This is a genomic window from Undibacterium sp. Ren11W (assembly GCF_049340485.1).
In the GTDB taxonomy this organism is placed as follows: Bacteria; Pseudomonadota; Gammaproteobacteria; order Burkholderiales; family Burkholderiaceae_D; genus Undibacterium.
Genome location: NZ_JBMPPB010000004.1, coordinates 240,920 through 253,367 on the forward strand (window position 1 = coordinate 240,920; position 12,448 = coordinate 253,367).

The 12,448-nt window shown below is 46.2% G+C and carries 14 protein-coding genes, 1 tRNA gene and 1 other RNA gene; 9 read left to right on the forward strand and 7 right to left on the reverse strand.

Annotated features, from left to right (window positions below; all coding sequences use genetic code 11):
* Positions 1 to 36: 36 nt before the first annotated feature.
* On the reverse strand, positions 37 to 363 hold the full coding sequence (gene trxA, locus ACO0K8_RS11690) for a thioredoxin TrxA (RefSeq protein ID WP_422946829.1): 327 nt from the start codon (positions 361 to 363) through the stop codon (positions 37 to 39).
* Between the two features lie 539 nt (positions 364 to 902).
* Here trxA and ACO0K8_RS11695 point away from each other — a divergent pair.
* The 4 genes from ACO0K8_RS11695 to ACO0K8_RS11710 all read left to right on the forward strand — a co-directional run bounded on the left by ACO0K8_RS11695 (position 903) and on the right by ACO0K8_RS11710 (position 2,446).
* Positions 903 to 1,121 (forward strand): DUF904 domain-containing protein, encoded by a 219-nt coding sequence (locus ACO0K8_RS11695; protein ID WP_422946830.1) that lies wholly within the window; start codon positions 903 to 905, stop codon positions 1,119 to 1,121.
* An 11-nt stretch (positions 1,122 to 1,132) separates the two neighbouring features.
* Positions 1,133 to 1,444, forward strand: coding sequence for a cell division protein ZapA (locus tag ACO0K8_RS11700; RefSeq protein ID WP_422946972.1), 312 nt, complete (start codon positions 1,133 to 1,135; stop codon positions 1,442 to 1,444).
* Positions 1,445 to 1,512: 68 nt separating this feature from the next.
* Positions 1,513 to 1,691: non-coding RNA, 6S RNA (gene ssrS / locus ACO0K8_RS11705), on the forward strand.
* A gap of 299 nt (positions 1,692 to 1,990) precedes the next feature.
* The gene (locus ACO0K8_RS11710) at positions 1,991 to 2,446 is read left to right on the forward strand and encodes an EVE domain-containing protein (RefSeq protein WP_422946831.1); all 456 of its coding nucleotides are present in this window, start codon (positions 1,991 to 1,993) and stop codon (positions 2,444 to 2,446) included.
* Here the strand turns inward: ACO0K8_RS11710 and ACO0K8_RS11715 are convergent, their stop codons facing one another.
* The 5 genes from ACO0K8_RS11715 to ACO0K8_RS11735 form a co-directional block, all read right to left on the reverse strand.
* Positions 2,447 to 3,976 carry a malonate--CoA ligase gene (locus ACO0K8_RS11715; RefSeq protein ID WP_422946832.1) on the reverse strand — a complete coding sequence of 510 codons (1,530 nt, stop codon included), beginning with the start codon at positions 3,974 to 3,976 and terminating at the stop codon, positions 2,447 to 2,449.
* A gap of 7 nt (positions 3,977 to 3,983) precedes the next feature.
* Positions 3,984 to 4,757, reverse strand: a complete 774-nt coding sequence (locus ACO0K8_RS11720) for an enoyl-CoA hydratase/isomerase family protein (protein WP_422946833.1) — start codon at positions 4,755 to 4,757, stop codon at positions 3,984 to 3,986.
* 6 nt (positions 4,758 to 4,763) lie between these two features.
* Complete coding sequence (lgt, locus tag ACO0K8_RS11725) at positions 4,764 to 5,633, reverse strand: prolipoprotein diacylglyceryl transferase (RefSeq protein ID WP_422946834.1); 870 nt, start codon at positions 5,631 to 5,633, stop codon at positions 4,764 to 4,766.
* 13 nt (positions 5,634 to 5,646) lie between these two features.
* A complete protein-coding gene (locus tag ACO0K8_RS11730; RefSeq protein WP_422946835.1) occupies positions 5,647 to 6,531 on the reverse strand; it encodes a LysR family transcriptional regulator in 885 nt (294 codons plus the stop codon).
* A 118-nt stretch (positions 6,532 to 6,649) separates the two neighbouring features.
* Positions 6,650 to 6,874 (reverse strand): TIGR04438 family Trp-rich protein, encoded by a 225-nt coding sequence (locus ACO0K8_RS11735; RefSeq protein ID WP_422946836.1) that lies wholly within the window; start codon positions 6,872 to 6,874, stop codon positions 6,650 to 6,652.
* A 134-nt stretch (positions 6,875 to 7,008) separates the two neighbouring features.
* Between ACO0K8_RS11735 and ACO0K8_RS11740 the strand changes: the two genes are divergently transcribed.
* Entirely contained in the window at positions 7,009 to 7,317 is a 309-nt protein-coding gene (locus tag ACO0K8_RS11740; protein ID WP_422946837.1) for a c-type cytochrome, read from the forward strand.
* A 149-nt stretch (positions 7,318 to 7,466) separates the two neighbouring features.
* Here the strand turns inward: ACO0K8_RS11740 and ACO0K8_RS11745 are convergent, their stop codons facing one another.
* Positions 7,467 to 8,612: a branched-chain amino acid ABC transporter substrate-binding protein gene (locus tag ACO0K8_RS11745; RefSeq protein WP_422946838.1), complete on the reverse strand. Its 1,146-nt coding sequence runs from the start codon at positions 8,610 to 8,612 to the stop codon at positions 7,467 to 7,469.
* Between the two features lie 378 nt (positions 8,613 to 8,990).
* On the opposite strand from ACO0K8_RS11745, the gene ACO0K8_RS11750 reads away from it, so the two are divergent.
* The 4 genes from ACO0K8_RS11750 to nadA all read left to right on the forward strand — a co-directional run bounded on the left by ACO0K8_RS11750 (position 8,991) and on the right by nadA (position 12,395).
* Positions 8,991 to 9,077: transfer RNA gene (locus ACO0K8_RS11750), tRNA-Leu, on the forward strand.
* 287 nt (positions 9,078 to 9,364) lie between these two features.
* Positions 9,365 to 9,817 (forward strand): DUF2844 domain-containing protein, encoded by a 453-nt coding sequence (locus ACO0K8_RS11755; protein WP_422946839.1) that lies wholly within the window; start codon positions 9,365 to 9,367, stop codon positions 9,815 to 9,817.
* A 12-nt stretch (positions 9,818 to 9,829) separates the two neighbouring features.
* Complete coding sequence (locus ACO0K8_RS11760; RefSeq protein ID WP_422946840.1) at positions 9,830 to 11,140, forward strand: DUF3443 domain-containing protein; 1,311 nt, start codon at positions 9,830 to 9,832, stop codon at positions 11,138 to 11,140.
* A gap of 121 nt (positions 11,141 to 11,261) precedes the next feature.
* On the forward strand, positions 11,262 to 12,395 hold the full coding sequence (gene nadA / locus ACO0K8_RS11765; RefSeq protein WP_422946841.1) for a quinolinate synthase NadA: 1,134 nt from the start codon (positions 11,262 to 11,264) through the stop codon (positions 12,393 to 12,395).
* Positions 12,396 to 12,448 lie beyond the last annotated feature (53 nt).

Consider the following 12,448-nt stretch of genomic DNA (forward strand, 5'->3'; position numbering starts at 1 on the left):
TCAACATCGCTTGAAAATTTATTTCAGCATATTACCTTAAATATTACTATCGATAAAGGATGTTAATTGTCCTTTTGATAGAGCGCCTACTTTTTGCGCTGCTGCAACACCATTTTTAAACAAAATCAGTGTTGGGATGCCACGAATGCCAAATTTAGCCGGGATGGCTTGATTTGCATCTACATCCATTTTAGCAATAATAAATTTCCCGCCAGCATCCTTGGCAACTTCTTCAAGAATAGGGGCAATCATTTTACATGGACCGCACCACTCCGCCCAAAAATCAACCAGGACAGGTTTGTCGGATTTTAAAACGTCAGCTTCAAAAGAAGCATCGCTTACATAGATAATGTTTTCGCTCATGGATTACTCGTTGAGATGGCAAATTAAAAGTTGGTAGCGCCACAAGAATGTTCAGCTGAATTTTTGATCGCAGGCCGCATTCGACGCTTCCAATTACCTAGCTCCTTGATGGTAGCAAGCAATGAACTTAAGTTGGAGACGTTTCATTCCAATTCAATGGTATTGAAAGGAACAAATGAGCAGGAATCTATGTCAAGTGGCAAACTATACTCAAATAGTAACCTATTTTTCTTAAAGTTTGGCAAACGCCATATTTTATCGATCTACCGCTTGCTATGTTAGCTTACTGAGTAAAGCCTCTATTACGTTTGTGAGCAAATATTCCTGTCCTGGGTTGTTGGGGGCGGCTGCATATTATTACTGAGCGGATTGGTCTCAAACAAGCTCATAATCATAGTAGTGTAGTAATTAATTTTTACATTTATAATGTAGAGTAGCTTGTCTATAACCGCATGGAGCGCTGACTAATATGCGGTCGTTGAAAGTGAAAAATTCTGAAGGTAGACGTGTCTGACAGGGCACTAGAATAAGCGATTAAAATGATTTCTGAATTTGAATTACTTGCAAATAAAGTTGAGAGCTTGGCCGAATTGGTGCACGCCTTAAGACTTGAGAATGTTGAGTTACGCCGCGCTGCAGCCGTACTTGTCGCGGAAAATGGCGATCTGCAACTGCGCATGTCGCAGGCGCATGAACGCGTCTCTGCGTTGTTGGCGCAATTACCTAGTGATGAAGACGCAGAAGAGGATCTTGCATGAAGGAGAATAATTTGATACAGCTAGAAGTCAATATTATGGGACAGTCTTATACCCTGGCATGTAGAGCAGGGGAAGATAAAGCTTTGCTCAATGCTGTTTCTTATCTGAATGAAAAAATGTGTGTGATACGCGACAGTGCCAAGGTCAAAGGAACCGATAGAATTGCTGTGATGGCGGCGCTTAGTTTAGCAACTGAGTTGTTAGCGACCAAATCTCCAGATGGACCTTTGTCTGGATTGAGTATGGCGGAAGTAAAACAAAAAATTCTCAGCATGCACGATACTTTGGATTTAGCACTGACACCACAAGAAAATCTATTTTAAATTCACTCCTTATTGCTTAATTTAATTGAAAAAAAGGTAGTGAGAATTCGCGGTTGAGAGTAAACTTAAATTCCCTACCGTGTTCGCCAGTGCCATATATTCCTTGAACCATTTATGTGCACAGGCTGCGGGAATTGTTCGACAGGTGTGAGCGTCGCTAGTTCGATGAACCCGAAGTTGAAACGACTGTGGCCAACTTGAACCGTCTGGTTCAGGATGCCGGCATAGCGGCATTGGTGGGGACTTATTGCTAAGCACTTGCGATTTTTTCGCGAGTGCTTTTTTATTGAAAGCGTGATTTTTTAATGGTGAGCTGGTCTCCCTATAGAAAACACTGCTGCAGCTTGATGATAATGTGTTGATAGTTAGTCCGTTAATCCTGAATTTTTTTAGGTAGGATTGCTTCAACACGCAATATCCATGCGCCTTTCGGGCCTTACTGCTTGGAAAGGCGCATGGATATTGCGCATCCGGGCTTGCCATTTTTTGTTTTATCCGTCACCGCTATGTATGACTGACGCCGACTCACCTTATTTATTTCCTCTTATGTCCTATTGGTTAATGAAGTCGGAACCCGAAGAAGTTAGCATCGACGATGCTCTCGCCTTGCCTGCCATTGCCTGGTTTGGAGTGCGCAATTATCAAGCCCGAAATTTCATGCGGGATGCCATGCGTATCGGAGATGGTGTGTTGTTTTATCATTCAAGTTGCGCGGAGCCAGGTATTGCTGGCATCGCTGAAGTGTCCAGCCTGGCATATCCGGATGAGACGCAGTTTGACGCGTCGGGTAAGTATTTTGACCCTAAATCTAGTCGGGAAAACCCGCGTTGGATGCTAGTAGATGTTAAAGCCTTGCGCAAGACTCGATTGCTCGGTTTATCAGAGCTACGTAGCTGCGCCGAGCTGGAGCAAATGCTGGTTTTGAAAAAAGGCAATCGTCTTTCCATTACGCCGGTGACGACCGAGGAGTGGGGCGCCGTGATGAGCCTGATAGAGAAATAGTTATCTCTGTTGGTATTGCTGGCGCAGCAAATTTTTTTGCACCTTGCCCATCGCATTGCGAGGCAATTCTTGAATGAAAAAAATCTGTTTTGGCACCTTGAAGTTGGCAATCATGGTTTTTAGTCGCAAGATCAAAGACTGCTCTGATAGCTGCGCCTTCGCTTGTAAAACGATCACGGCAGTGACTGCCTCACCAAATTCTAGATGCGGCAGACCGATTACCGCCGATTCGGCGACTTCTGGCATATCGTCAATGAGGCCCTCGATTTCTTTTGGATACACATTGTAGCCGCCAGAAATAATCAAATCTTTGCTGCGCCCTATGATGTGCAAGTAGGATTTCTCATCGAACTTGCCGACATCACCAGTCTTGAAGTATCCATCGAGGCTGAATTCTTCAGCCGTCTTTTCCGGCATGTTCCAATAGCCTTTGAATACATTGGCGCCCTGTACTTGTATGTCGCCAATTTCATCGACTCCGCATGTTGTATTGTCGGAATTCATAATACGTATCTTGGTACCAGCTAAGGGAAATCCCACGGTTCCACCTCTACGCTCACCTTGATAGGGGTTGGAGCTGAGCATGGTGGTTTCGCTCATGCCGTAGCGTTCGAGTATGGTGTGACCACTACGTGTTTGAAAGGTCTGAAACGTGTCTAGCAGCAGCGGTGCAGACCCTGAAATAAACAAACGCATGTTCTTGCATAGTTCTTTCGAAAATAGCTCTTCTTGCAATAAGCGTACGTAGTAAGTCGGTACCCCCATAAATACGGTGCTGCGCGGCAAATAGGCGAGGACTTGAGTCGCATCAAATTTCGGCAATAAGATCATCTTACTGCCGTTGATGAGTGCGCCGTGGCTTGCTACGAAAAGTCCATGTACATGGAATAAGGGGAGGGTGTGTAATAACACATCGTCTTTATTCCAATGCCATGCCGCGCGTAGCGCGAGGGCATTTGACGCAAGATTTTGGTGGCTTAACATCGCCCCTTTGCTGCGCCCGGTTGTACCCGACGTGTACAAGATCGCAGCCAGATCATCGGGCGCACTCATCACTGTTGAAAACTGATCTGAGTGAGCCATTGCTCTTTGTAGAAGCGATCCCGCATTGCGCCCTTCTGCAGGCGCATCGAGCGTAAATACATGTTGACTGCCAGCCTGAAATGCCAATTGCGATACCCAGCCAAAATGTTGCGGTGAACAGATCACTACCTCCGGTTGCGCATCTTGAATAAAGTAAGCTACTTCTGCCGATTTATAGGCGGTATTGAGTGGTAAATACACATACCCAGAACGTAAAGTTGCTAGGTAGAGAATTAGTGCTTCAGCTGATTTCTCTACCTGCACTGCAACGCGCGCGCCTGGTTGTAAGCCAAGGCTCCAGAGTAAATTGGAAATTTTGGCGCTAGCGCGTTCTACGTCGTCCCAACTAAAGTATCTTTGGTCCTGCGTTTCTATGCAGCATGCCGAGCGATCGGCGGGGAAGTTGGCGGCGAACAAGGCATATAGATTGGCATTTGCAGTGCGCATAAAAATTTTACTTTCCTATAAATTGGGCTGGTCGCTTTTCTAAGAAGCTGTTGATGCCTTCGCTATAGTCGGCACTTTCCAGCAAGACGAAAGCCTCCGTCATTTCTTGTTTGCTGAGGGCTTCGGGGTTGAGAGTCAATCTTCTGATCATTCGCTTATTCGCGCGTGCTGCCAGTGGCGCACCTGCTGCGATGCGATTAGCACTGAGCATCGCTTCCTTTTGAACATCGTCGGCAATGCGTTGTATTAATCCCTTCTCTTTTGCCTCAGTCGCAGAGAATACGCGGCCTTCTAGCAATATCTCTAGCGCGATAGCGGAACCAGTAAGTGCAAGCAATCCTTGTAATTCGCCGGGTGCCAAAGGGAAGCCAAGTCGATTAATCGGAATACCAAAGCGGGCCGTCGGGGCGGCAATCCGGATATCGCAGGCGCAGGCGATTTCCAGCCCGCCGCCTACACACACGCCCTCAATCGCAGCAATCACTGGATGCTGACATTGCGCAATAGAGGCTAAGGCCAGCGCTATGGTCTGATTGTGATAATGCATGCCGCTTGTGAGCGAATTGCGTACGCTCGCAAACTCTTCAATATCTGCGCCTGCAGCGAAATTTTTATCGGCACCACGAAGGATGATGCAGCGAAGATTCTCATCGCTTGATAGAGCATCAAAATGCTTGCGCAAAAAGTCCCACATAACTACATCAAGGGCATTAAGTTTACCTGGATTCGACAGAGTAACAAAAGCTATCTGATCGACGACCTGACAAAAAACTTCTGACATCTCGGCTTACTTTCTGGAGTTTTGTTTTTTTGAATTTTTCTTGCGAGCCGTTGTATTTTTATGTTCAATTTCAGGTGACTGGTTTATAGGTTGTTTTCTGTAAGCCCAAATAAGCAACAAGCCACCGACTAGTATCATAGGCAACGACAGCATTTGGCCAGCCGAAATGGTCAAGCCAGAAAAGCTGACTTCGTAGTCGGGGGTGCGAAAATATTCTGTGAAAAATCTTGCGCAGCCGTAAAGAGTGACGAACATAGCGCCAACTGCAAGGCGAGGGCGCTCTTTCCTGGAGAATAGCCATAGAATGATGAACAGCAAAACACCATCGACCAGCGCTTGATAAATCGGCGAAGGATGGACCGGGTGGTCAAGTCCTGGCCAGATCATTGCCCATGGTAAGTCTGCAGATGCCACTCGACCTGGAAGTTCATGATTAATGAAGTTGCCGATGCGTCCTGCTGCATAGCCAAGTGGGACTAGCGGTGCGATAAAGTCGTAGACATCGGCCAGATTGCGTTTGGCTTTGCGCGCCCATAGATACATCGCGATCATTACACCTATCAGTCCACCGTGGAAAGACATACCGCCCTTCCAGACCGCAAAAATTTCCAGGGGGTTCGCCATGAAGTGTGGCAATTGATAAAACACGACTTCACCGAGTCGGCCACCGAGAATTACACCAAGCACGCCGTAAAAAAGCATGTCGTCGATATCTTCTTTGGTCCAACCAAGTGCCGCGATATGCGTCTGGCGTATTCTAATCCTGCCGAGTGCCACAAATTGCGCGAAGGCGACCAGATACATCAATCCATACCAATGTATGGATAAAAAACCGATCTTGATGGCTACCGGATCTGGATTAGGGTGTATCAACATCAGAATGTCTTTCTTAATTTTTCAGTAAATCTAGAAATGATTTAAGTACGGGGGATGTATTTTCTTTGCGCCAGGCTATGCCTATCTCTACCCTAGCGTTCAAGTTGGGCATAGGATAGTAGACTACACCGGGGCGGATTAAATTTGACACAGATTGTGGCACAAGAGCGATGCCCATACCAGCGGACACCAGGCCAATGATGGTTTGCATTTGTATCGCTTCTTGCGCAATCGCAGGAGTTAGCCCTTCGGTCCGAAAGCAGCCCAAAATAGTGTCATGCAAAGATGGAGCAATCTTGCGCGGAAAAATAATCAAGGGCAAGTCTGCATAAGTAGAGAGGTACTGTGAATTTTTTCGAGAAGAAAAAATTTCCGGAACTGCCAATATCAAAGGTTCAGATAATACTTTTTGATAGTTCAGGATTTCGCTTAGCTTAGGGGGTATCGGTGGGATCAATAGGCCGGCGTCAACTTCTGATTTTTCCAGTAGTTCAAGCTGTACATTACTGGTGGCCTCGCGCAACTCTATCCGAACATCTTTGTGATGATGTCGAAACTGCCGTAAAAAAGGCGGCAGTATGCTGTAATCAGCGATAGAAATGAAGGCTAGTGATAGCTCTCCAATTTCACCTGCGGCGGCGCGTTGCACTAGTTGCGGAAGGGCGACTGCTTGCTGTAATATTTTTTTCGCCTCGGGAATTAAGGCTAATCCAGCCGCAGTCAAGGCAATACTGCGGGTCGTGCGTATGAATAGTTGCGCTCCAATATTTTCCTCTAACACCTGTATCGCTTGCGATAGCGGCGGTTGGGTCATATGCAGTTTATTTGCGGCGCGTCCAAAGTGCATTTCTTCGGCGACGGCTAAAAAATACCGAAGTTGGCGCAACTCTATGTTCATTGAGGGGTGTTAGTGAGGTTCAGGTAGCGATGATTGGATAGGCATATCGGGGCAGTTTAATCCCCAGACATAAGTCTGATCGCGATCGTGAAACGAGCTGAATATTACAAGAAAATAGCTATTTGTCTTTCTCAAACGAGCGCTTAAGCCGTTCTTTTTTCATTTTCTCAAAGTGAGCATGATCTTTGCGTTTATCTAAACCAAGCATTCTTTCGAGAAACTCGAAGTAGATAAAGGCAAATACTGCCAGCCCAATGATCCACCACCAGGATAATGCATCGACAAATCCAACCTCAAAGTATTTTAAGAGGCTGAGTACGGCAATAATGATAATAAGTGGCATGTTTAGTTTCCTTTTGGTAAAGGATAGAAGTAAATTCAAAGAAGGTCAACTGTTGTGGCTTGATATACGTTCTGTCTTTAGCGCTTGAGAAAGTAGTAAAATAAAACTTGTCGATTTTTAACTAGGAGAAATTAATGAAATTTTCTTTATCGGTAGTGGCAGCGTTGACTGTTTTCGCGAGTGCTTCAGTGATGGCAAATGCGGATTTGGCGAAGTCAAAAAATTGCATGGCCTGTCATGCGATCGCGAATAAAGTGGTGGGGCCGGGATACGTTGATGTAGCGAAAAAATATGCAGGTGATAAAACTGCCGAGGATAAATTGGTCGCCAAAGTAATGAAGGGCGGTACCGGTGTATGGGGGTCTATCCCTATGCCAGCAAATCCACAAGTGACAGATGCTGAAGCGCGTACTTTGGTAAAGTGGATTTTGGCGACTAAGTAATTGGCTGATGGTTTGAATAGCAAACGTAATCGGCGTTAGGTTGCCATCGAAAACATCTCAGATGTATCGGGAGCAATTTTCGGCAGACATAAAAAATGCTGTGAGTCTTTCGACCCACAGCATTTTTATTTTTCAGAGCTAGTCAGAAATTATTTTACAACCTGAACCAGTTCACGTTTGCCTGCTTTGTAAGTGAACAAAGTCAAAGTACCATCTTTGATGTCACCTTTATCATCAAACGCGATATCACCAGTAACGCCTTTGTATTTCATTTTCTTCAGCATAGGCAAGTATTTTGCAGATTCTGCAGAATTGGCTTGTTTCATCGCTTCTACCATGACCATTACAGAGTCATAGACATATGGTGCGTAGATCTGAACTTCAACACCGAATTTCTTCTTGTAAGCAACTTTGAAGTCGTCCATGCCTTTTTTCTGCGCATCAACAACACCACCGGCTTCAGCACAAACCACTTGGCCTTCACCTATACCATCACCAGCGAGCTTAACCAAATCTGTGGTGCAGATACCATCGCCGCCCATAAACTTCGCAGTAATCCCCAATGCTTTCATTTGACGCAACATAGGACCAGCAACCGCATCCATGCCGCCAAAGAAAATCACGTCAGGATTTTTTGCTTTGATCGTGGTCAAAATAGCACTAAAATCTGTCGATTTGTCAGTTGTATGTTCTTGCACAACCACTTCAGCGCCTTTACCTTTTGCGCCTTTGATAAATTCAGCGGCAACGCCTTCACCGTAGGCTGTCTTATCATCAATTACTGCAATTTTCTTTGCTTTGTTGATTTGAACTGCGTAACGACCCAAAGTGCCACCTAATTGGCCATCATTCGCTACTACGCGGAATGCGCCTTTGTAGCCTTGTTGGGTGTACTTAGGGTTAGTTGCCGACGGTGAAATTTGTACGATACCTGCGTCGTTGTAAATTTTCGACGCTGGGATAGTAGTGCCTGAATTCAAGTGACCAATAACGCCATTTACTTTTGCATCAACCAGTTTTTGGGCTACGGTCGTGCCTTGTTTAGGATCGCCACCGTCATCTTCAGCCAGCAGTTCGAATTTAACTTTTTTGCCGCCGATCATGACGCCCTTGGCGTTCAGTTCTTCGATTGCCATTTTGGCACCGTTTTCATTGTCTTTACCCAAATGGGCGATAGCGCCTGAAACTGGACCAACGTGACCGATTTTTACGACCATTTCTTGAGCTGCTGCGGCACCTGCAAATGCGAAAGCGATTGCGCCAGCCAATGGAATCATTTTAGTTTTGAACGACATGAAGATACTCCTAAGGTTTTAATGTGTAGGACTACATTACTGCATCTCTGACTTATTCAGATAACTGAACAGCAAGAAGGTACAACAGAAAAAATATTTCGCAAAGCTATTTTGTGTGGTTTTTTCATCGAAATGACATTTTTTATATGTCCCGAAATTGAGTTGATGATACGTGTGAGTTTCGTTGGGTTGACGAGTCGCATTTTAAAAGAGTGCGCGATTGGCTAAGGCACCCCAGCTTTTCTCTGAAAAAAGAAGTGTTTATATAATTCGTGATTTTAGATTTTCAAAAACAGTGATCATTATGATAGAATAATGCCTGCTTTAGAAATGGCACTCGCATGGGGATGTATTAACTGGCGTAGAGCTAAATTAAGTGCCCGGATGGTGAAATTGGTAGACACAAGAGACTTAAAATCTCTCGATCGTAAGGTCGTGCCGGTTCAATTCCGGCTCCGGGCACCAAGCAGAGGTTTCAAGCAGTACTAGCAAGAACTTAAACCCGCATCACTCACTATGAGAATGCGGGTTTTTTGTTTTTAAGTCGGATAATCTATCTTTCTTATTCTGTTGTAATTGGGCTATAGATATAAATGCGTCGCCGCGCTAGCAAAGACTTGTTTTGATGCTCATAATGGGGCACTCACTTTTTCTATTGTGTTTGTAAATAGCGGATTTTCCCAAAACTGTTCCAGCGTGGTGAGTGCGCGGTTCTGGGGCAGTATGTGGTTTAAATAAAATAGGATCATTTTATGCGCAGCTTGCTCTCGGTCTTCCTTGTACTGATTTGTTGTTCGGCTAAAGCGGAATTAGGTGCCGCTCCCAGTGCTTTTAATAATAAAGCTGACGTGCGTAAGTCACAGTCGTTGTCCTCCTCTGTAGCTGTTGCTCCGAAAAATTATCGTATCTTAGAGTCCGTACTTACTACTGGGACGACCGTACGAGAGTATATAGACGCTAATGGCATCGTGTTTGCAGTGAGCTGGAATGGGCCATTTCTGCCTGATCTACAAAATTTGCTCGGAAAGCACTTCGACACTATGCGCACTGAGGCTGCACGAGTTCCCAGAGCTGGCTATTCGCAATTGCAGATAATCAGGCCGGAAGTGAGTATTTATTCTGGTGGGCATATGCGCGCTTTTATTGGACGGGCATGGATCGTCAGTGAGTTTCCTTCCGATTTTAAACAAGAAGATATTCAATAAGACGAGAGAAATATGTTCAATCTGAATTTTTTATCGAGTCTGGCTATTGATCTTGGGTCTGAGCGCTCGTTGACGCGCATGCTCAACTTATGTTGTCTGAGTCTTTTTTGCATGCTGCTAATTTCCTGTGGTAGCGGCGGTGGATCCACTGACTCAACCTCGAGTGTTGCCAATCCTCCTGCTGTGGTGACTCCACCTTCACTTGCGAGCAATGAGGTGGCTATCATTGTTGATAGGGGGCCGTTAGGCAGTAAGAGCACGATTAATCAGCCTTATGTGAGCGTGACTATATGCAGGCCGGGAACTTCTGTGTGTCAGACCATCGATCATATTTTGCTCGACACTGCATCGATTGGTTTGCGTCTGATAGCACCGAATTTACTTAATGCGGAATTGCAGTTGCCGTCCATGAAGACGAATGATGGAATGCTGCTCGCGGAGTGCGTCCAATTTGCCAGTGGATATCAGTGGGGCGCTGTGCGTCAGGCAAATGTGAAAATAGGCGGCGAGTCTATCGCTGCCCTGCCGATACATATAGTCGCTGATGCGGCACCCGAGTATTCCAAGACTCCTCTTGCTTGCCAAAACACTGGCTTGGATATTGGTTCTGTAGCTGCTTTAGGGGCAAATGGCGTGCTAGGCGTGGGCATGTTTAAGGAGGATTGTGGCCAGGCTTGCGTGAATTCGGCGATACCCGGAGCCTATTATGGCTGTGATGTATTTAGCTGCAAAAATATCAGTGCGCCTCTGGTGCAACAGGTTTCTAATCCGGTGGCGTCATTGGCACAGAACAATAATGGTGTGTTGGTTCTGATGCCAGCCGTCGCACTCGGTGGAGTCGCGAAATTAAACGGTTCGCTCATTTTTGGTGTTGGCACGCAGAGCAATAATCTGCTTGCTACAGAATCGATTTTTGCAGCGGATAGTCTTGGGAACTTTATTACCGTCTATAACAACAAGGCACTCACCGCCAGTTTTATTGATAGCGGTTCAAACGGGTATTATTTTGACGATAAAGCGATTAAGTCATGTAGCTTGTCGACCAGCTTTTATTGCCCGCCTGCCGCGTTAAATTTGAGTGCTACCAATAAATCATTTGATGGTCGCGCTTCCGGGGTCGTTAACTTTCGGCTGGAGGCTACCGATGGCTTGAGTTCAGGTGCGATCGCGGCGCATATCGGTGGTGCTGGCACTGGTTTTTCCGGTAGTTTTAATAGTAATAGTTTTGATTGGGGTTTGCCTTTCTTTTTTGGGCGACGTGTTTTCGTTGCGATAAAAGACGCAGACACGGCTTACGGCAAGGGCCCTTACTGGGCGTATTGAATCACCTCCAGGTGTCGTGTTTTCTCGGGGCTCATTACCATAGGACTGGCGTTCTGCACCTGGACAGGTGTAGTTTTTTTGTTTACTGATAAACTGATGTTTTTTCTCTTTGAGAGTGCAGATGGAAGCGACCAAAGTTATAGAGTTTGAGCGTCCGCAGATGGATGTGGGTGGTAGTTGCACTGCGGCGGCATGGGCGCGCGTGCCTGATGTGCCAACTGCTGCAGAAAAACTGCGTTTAAAAACGCGCATCAAGCAATTACTGCTTGAAAAAAAAGCGGTCTTGGTGGCGCATTATTACGTGGACGCTGAGTTGCAGGATTTGGCTGAAGAGACTGGTGGTTGCGTGTCCGACTCTTTGGAGATGGCCAGGTTCGGACGTGATCACGCCGCGCAAACCTTGATAGTTGCGGGCGTAAAGTTTATGGGCGAAACCGCCAAAATACTCAGTCCGGAAAAAACCATCTTGATGCCTGACCTGGATGCCACCTGTTCGCTCGATCTGGGTTGCCCTGCGGATGAGTTCGCTGCTTTCTGCGATGCGCATCCGGATCGCACAGTCGTTGTATATGCCAATACTAGCGCAGCCGTGAAAGCGCGTGCCGATTGGATGGTGACGTCTAGTATCGGTCTTGATATTGTGGCGCACTTACATGCGCAAGGTAAAAAAATCCTTTGGGCTCCGGACAAGCATCTGGGCGGCTATATCCAGCAAAAAACCGGCGCTGATATGTTGCTGTGGCAGGGTTCATGCCTGGTGCATGATGAGTTTAAAGGCGTAGAGTTAGATCTGCTCAAAGCCGAGTATCCGCATGCAAAAATTCTGGTGCATCCAGAGTCGCCCGCCGCAGTGGTGGCCTTGGCCGATATGGTGGGTTCCACCTCGCAAATGATTCATGCCGCGATGACGATGGATGCCCAAGAATTTATCGTCGCCACCGACAACGGTATTTTACATAAAATGCAGATGGCTGCACCAGGCAAGCGTTTCATCGTAGCCCCCACGGCAGGTAATAGTGCCACTTGTAAGAGTTGCGCCCATTGCCCATGGATGGCAATGAACGGATTGGCGAATCTCTTGCACGCGCTGGAAACTGGTAGCGGCGAAATCACTGTCGATCCGAACGTCGGGAAAAAAGCCAAATTGTGTATCGATCGTATGCTTGATTTTGCAGCGGCGAAGAAAGCGAATGTGCGTCCGGGTTCTGATTTGGCACAAGAACAGAAACTTTTTTCCGGCATAGGCCCCGCATAGATTTTGCACACTGCTGCTGGTTCAAGCAAATGCAGTGGGTATCAAGAGATGCA

Coding starts and splice junctions, on each gene's coding strand:
- ACO0K8_RS11735 (WP_422946836.1), bottom strand. CDS start 6,874: ATGCCACTTATTATCATTATTGCCGTACTCAGCCTCTTAAAATACTTT.
- ACO0K8_RS11740 (WP_422946837.1), top strand. CDS start 7,009: ATGAAATTTTCTTTATCGGTAGTGGCAGCGTTGACTGTTTTCGCGAGT.
- ACO0K8_RS11720 (WP_422946833.1), bottom strand. CDS start 4,757: ATGTCAGAAGTTTTTTGTCAGGTCGTCGATCAGATAGCTTTTGTTACT.
- ACO0K8_RS11695 (WP_422946830.1), top strand. CDS start 903: ATGATTTCTGAATTTGAATTACTTGCAAATAAAGTTGAGAGCTTGGCC.
- ACO0K8_RS11715 (WP_422946832.1), bottom strand. CDS start 3,976: ATGCGCACTGCAAATGCCAATCTATATGCCTTGTTCGCCGCCAACTTC.
- nadA (WP_422946841.1), top strand. CDS start 11,262: ATGGAAGCGACCAAAGTTATAGAGTTTGAGCGTCCGCAGATGGATGTG.
- ACO0K8_RS11710 (WP_422946831.1), top strand. CDS start 1,991: ATGTCCTATTGGTTAATGAAGTCGGAACCCGAAGAAGTTAGCATCGAC.
- trxA (WP_422946829.1), bottom strand. CDS start 363: ATGAGCGAAAACATTATCTATGTAAGCGATGCTTCTTTTGAAGCTGAC.
- ACO0K8_RS11755 (WP_422946839.1), top strand. CDS start 9,365: ATGCGCAGCTTGCTCTCGGTCTTCCTTGTACTGATTTGTTGTTCGGCT.
- ACO0K8_RS11760 (WP_422946840.1), top strand. CDS start 9,830: ATGTTCAATCTGAATTTTTTATCGAGTCTGGCTATTGATCTTGGGTCT.
- ACO0K8_RS11730 (WP_422946835.1), bottom strand. CDS start 6,531: ATGAACATAGAGTTGCGCCAACTTCGGTATTTTTTAGCCGTCGCCGAA.
- ACO0K8_RS11745 (WP_422946838.1), bottom strand. CDS start 8,612: ATGTCGTTCAAAACTAAAATGATTCCATTGGCTGGCGCAATCGCTTTC.
- lgt (WP_422946834.1), bottom strand. CDS start 5,633: ATGTTGATACACCCTAATCCAGATCCGGTAGCCATCAAGATCGGTTTT.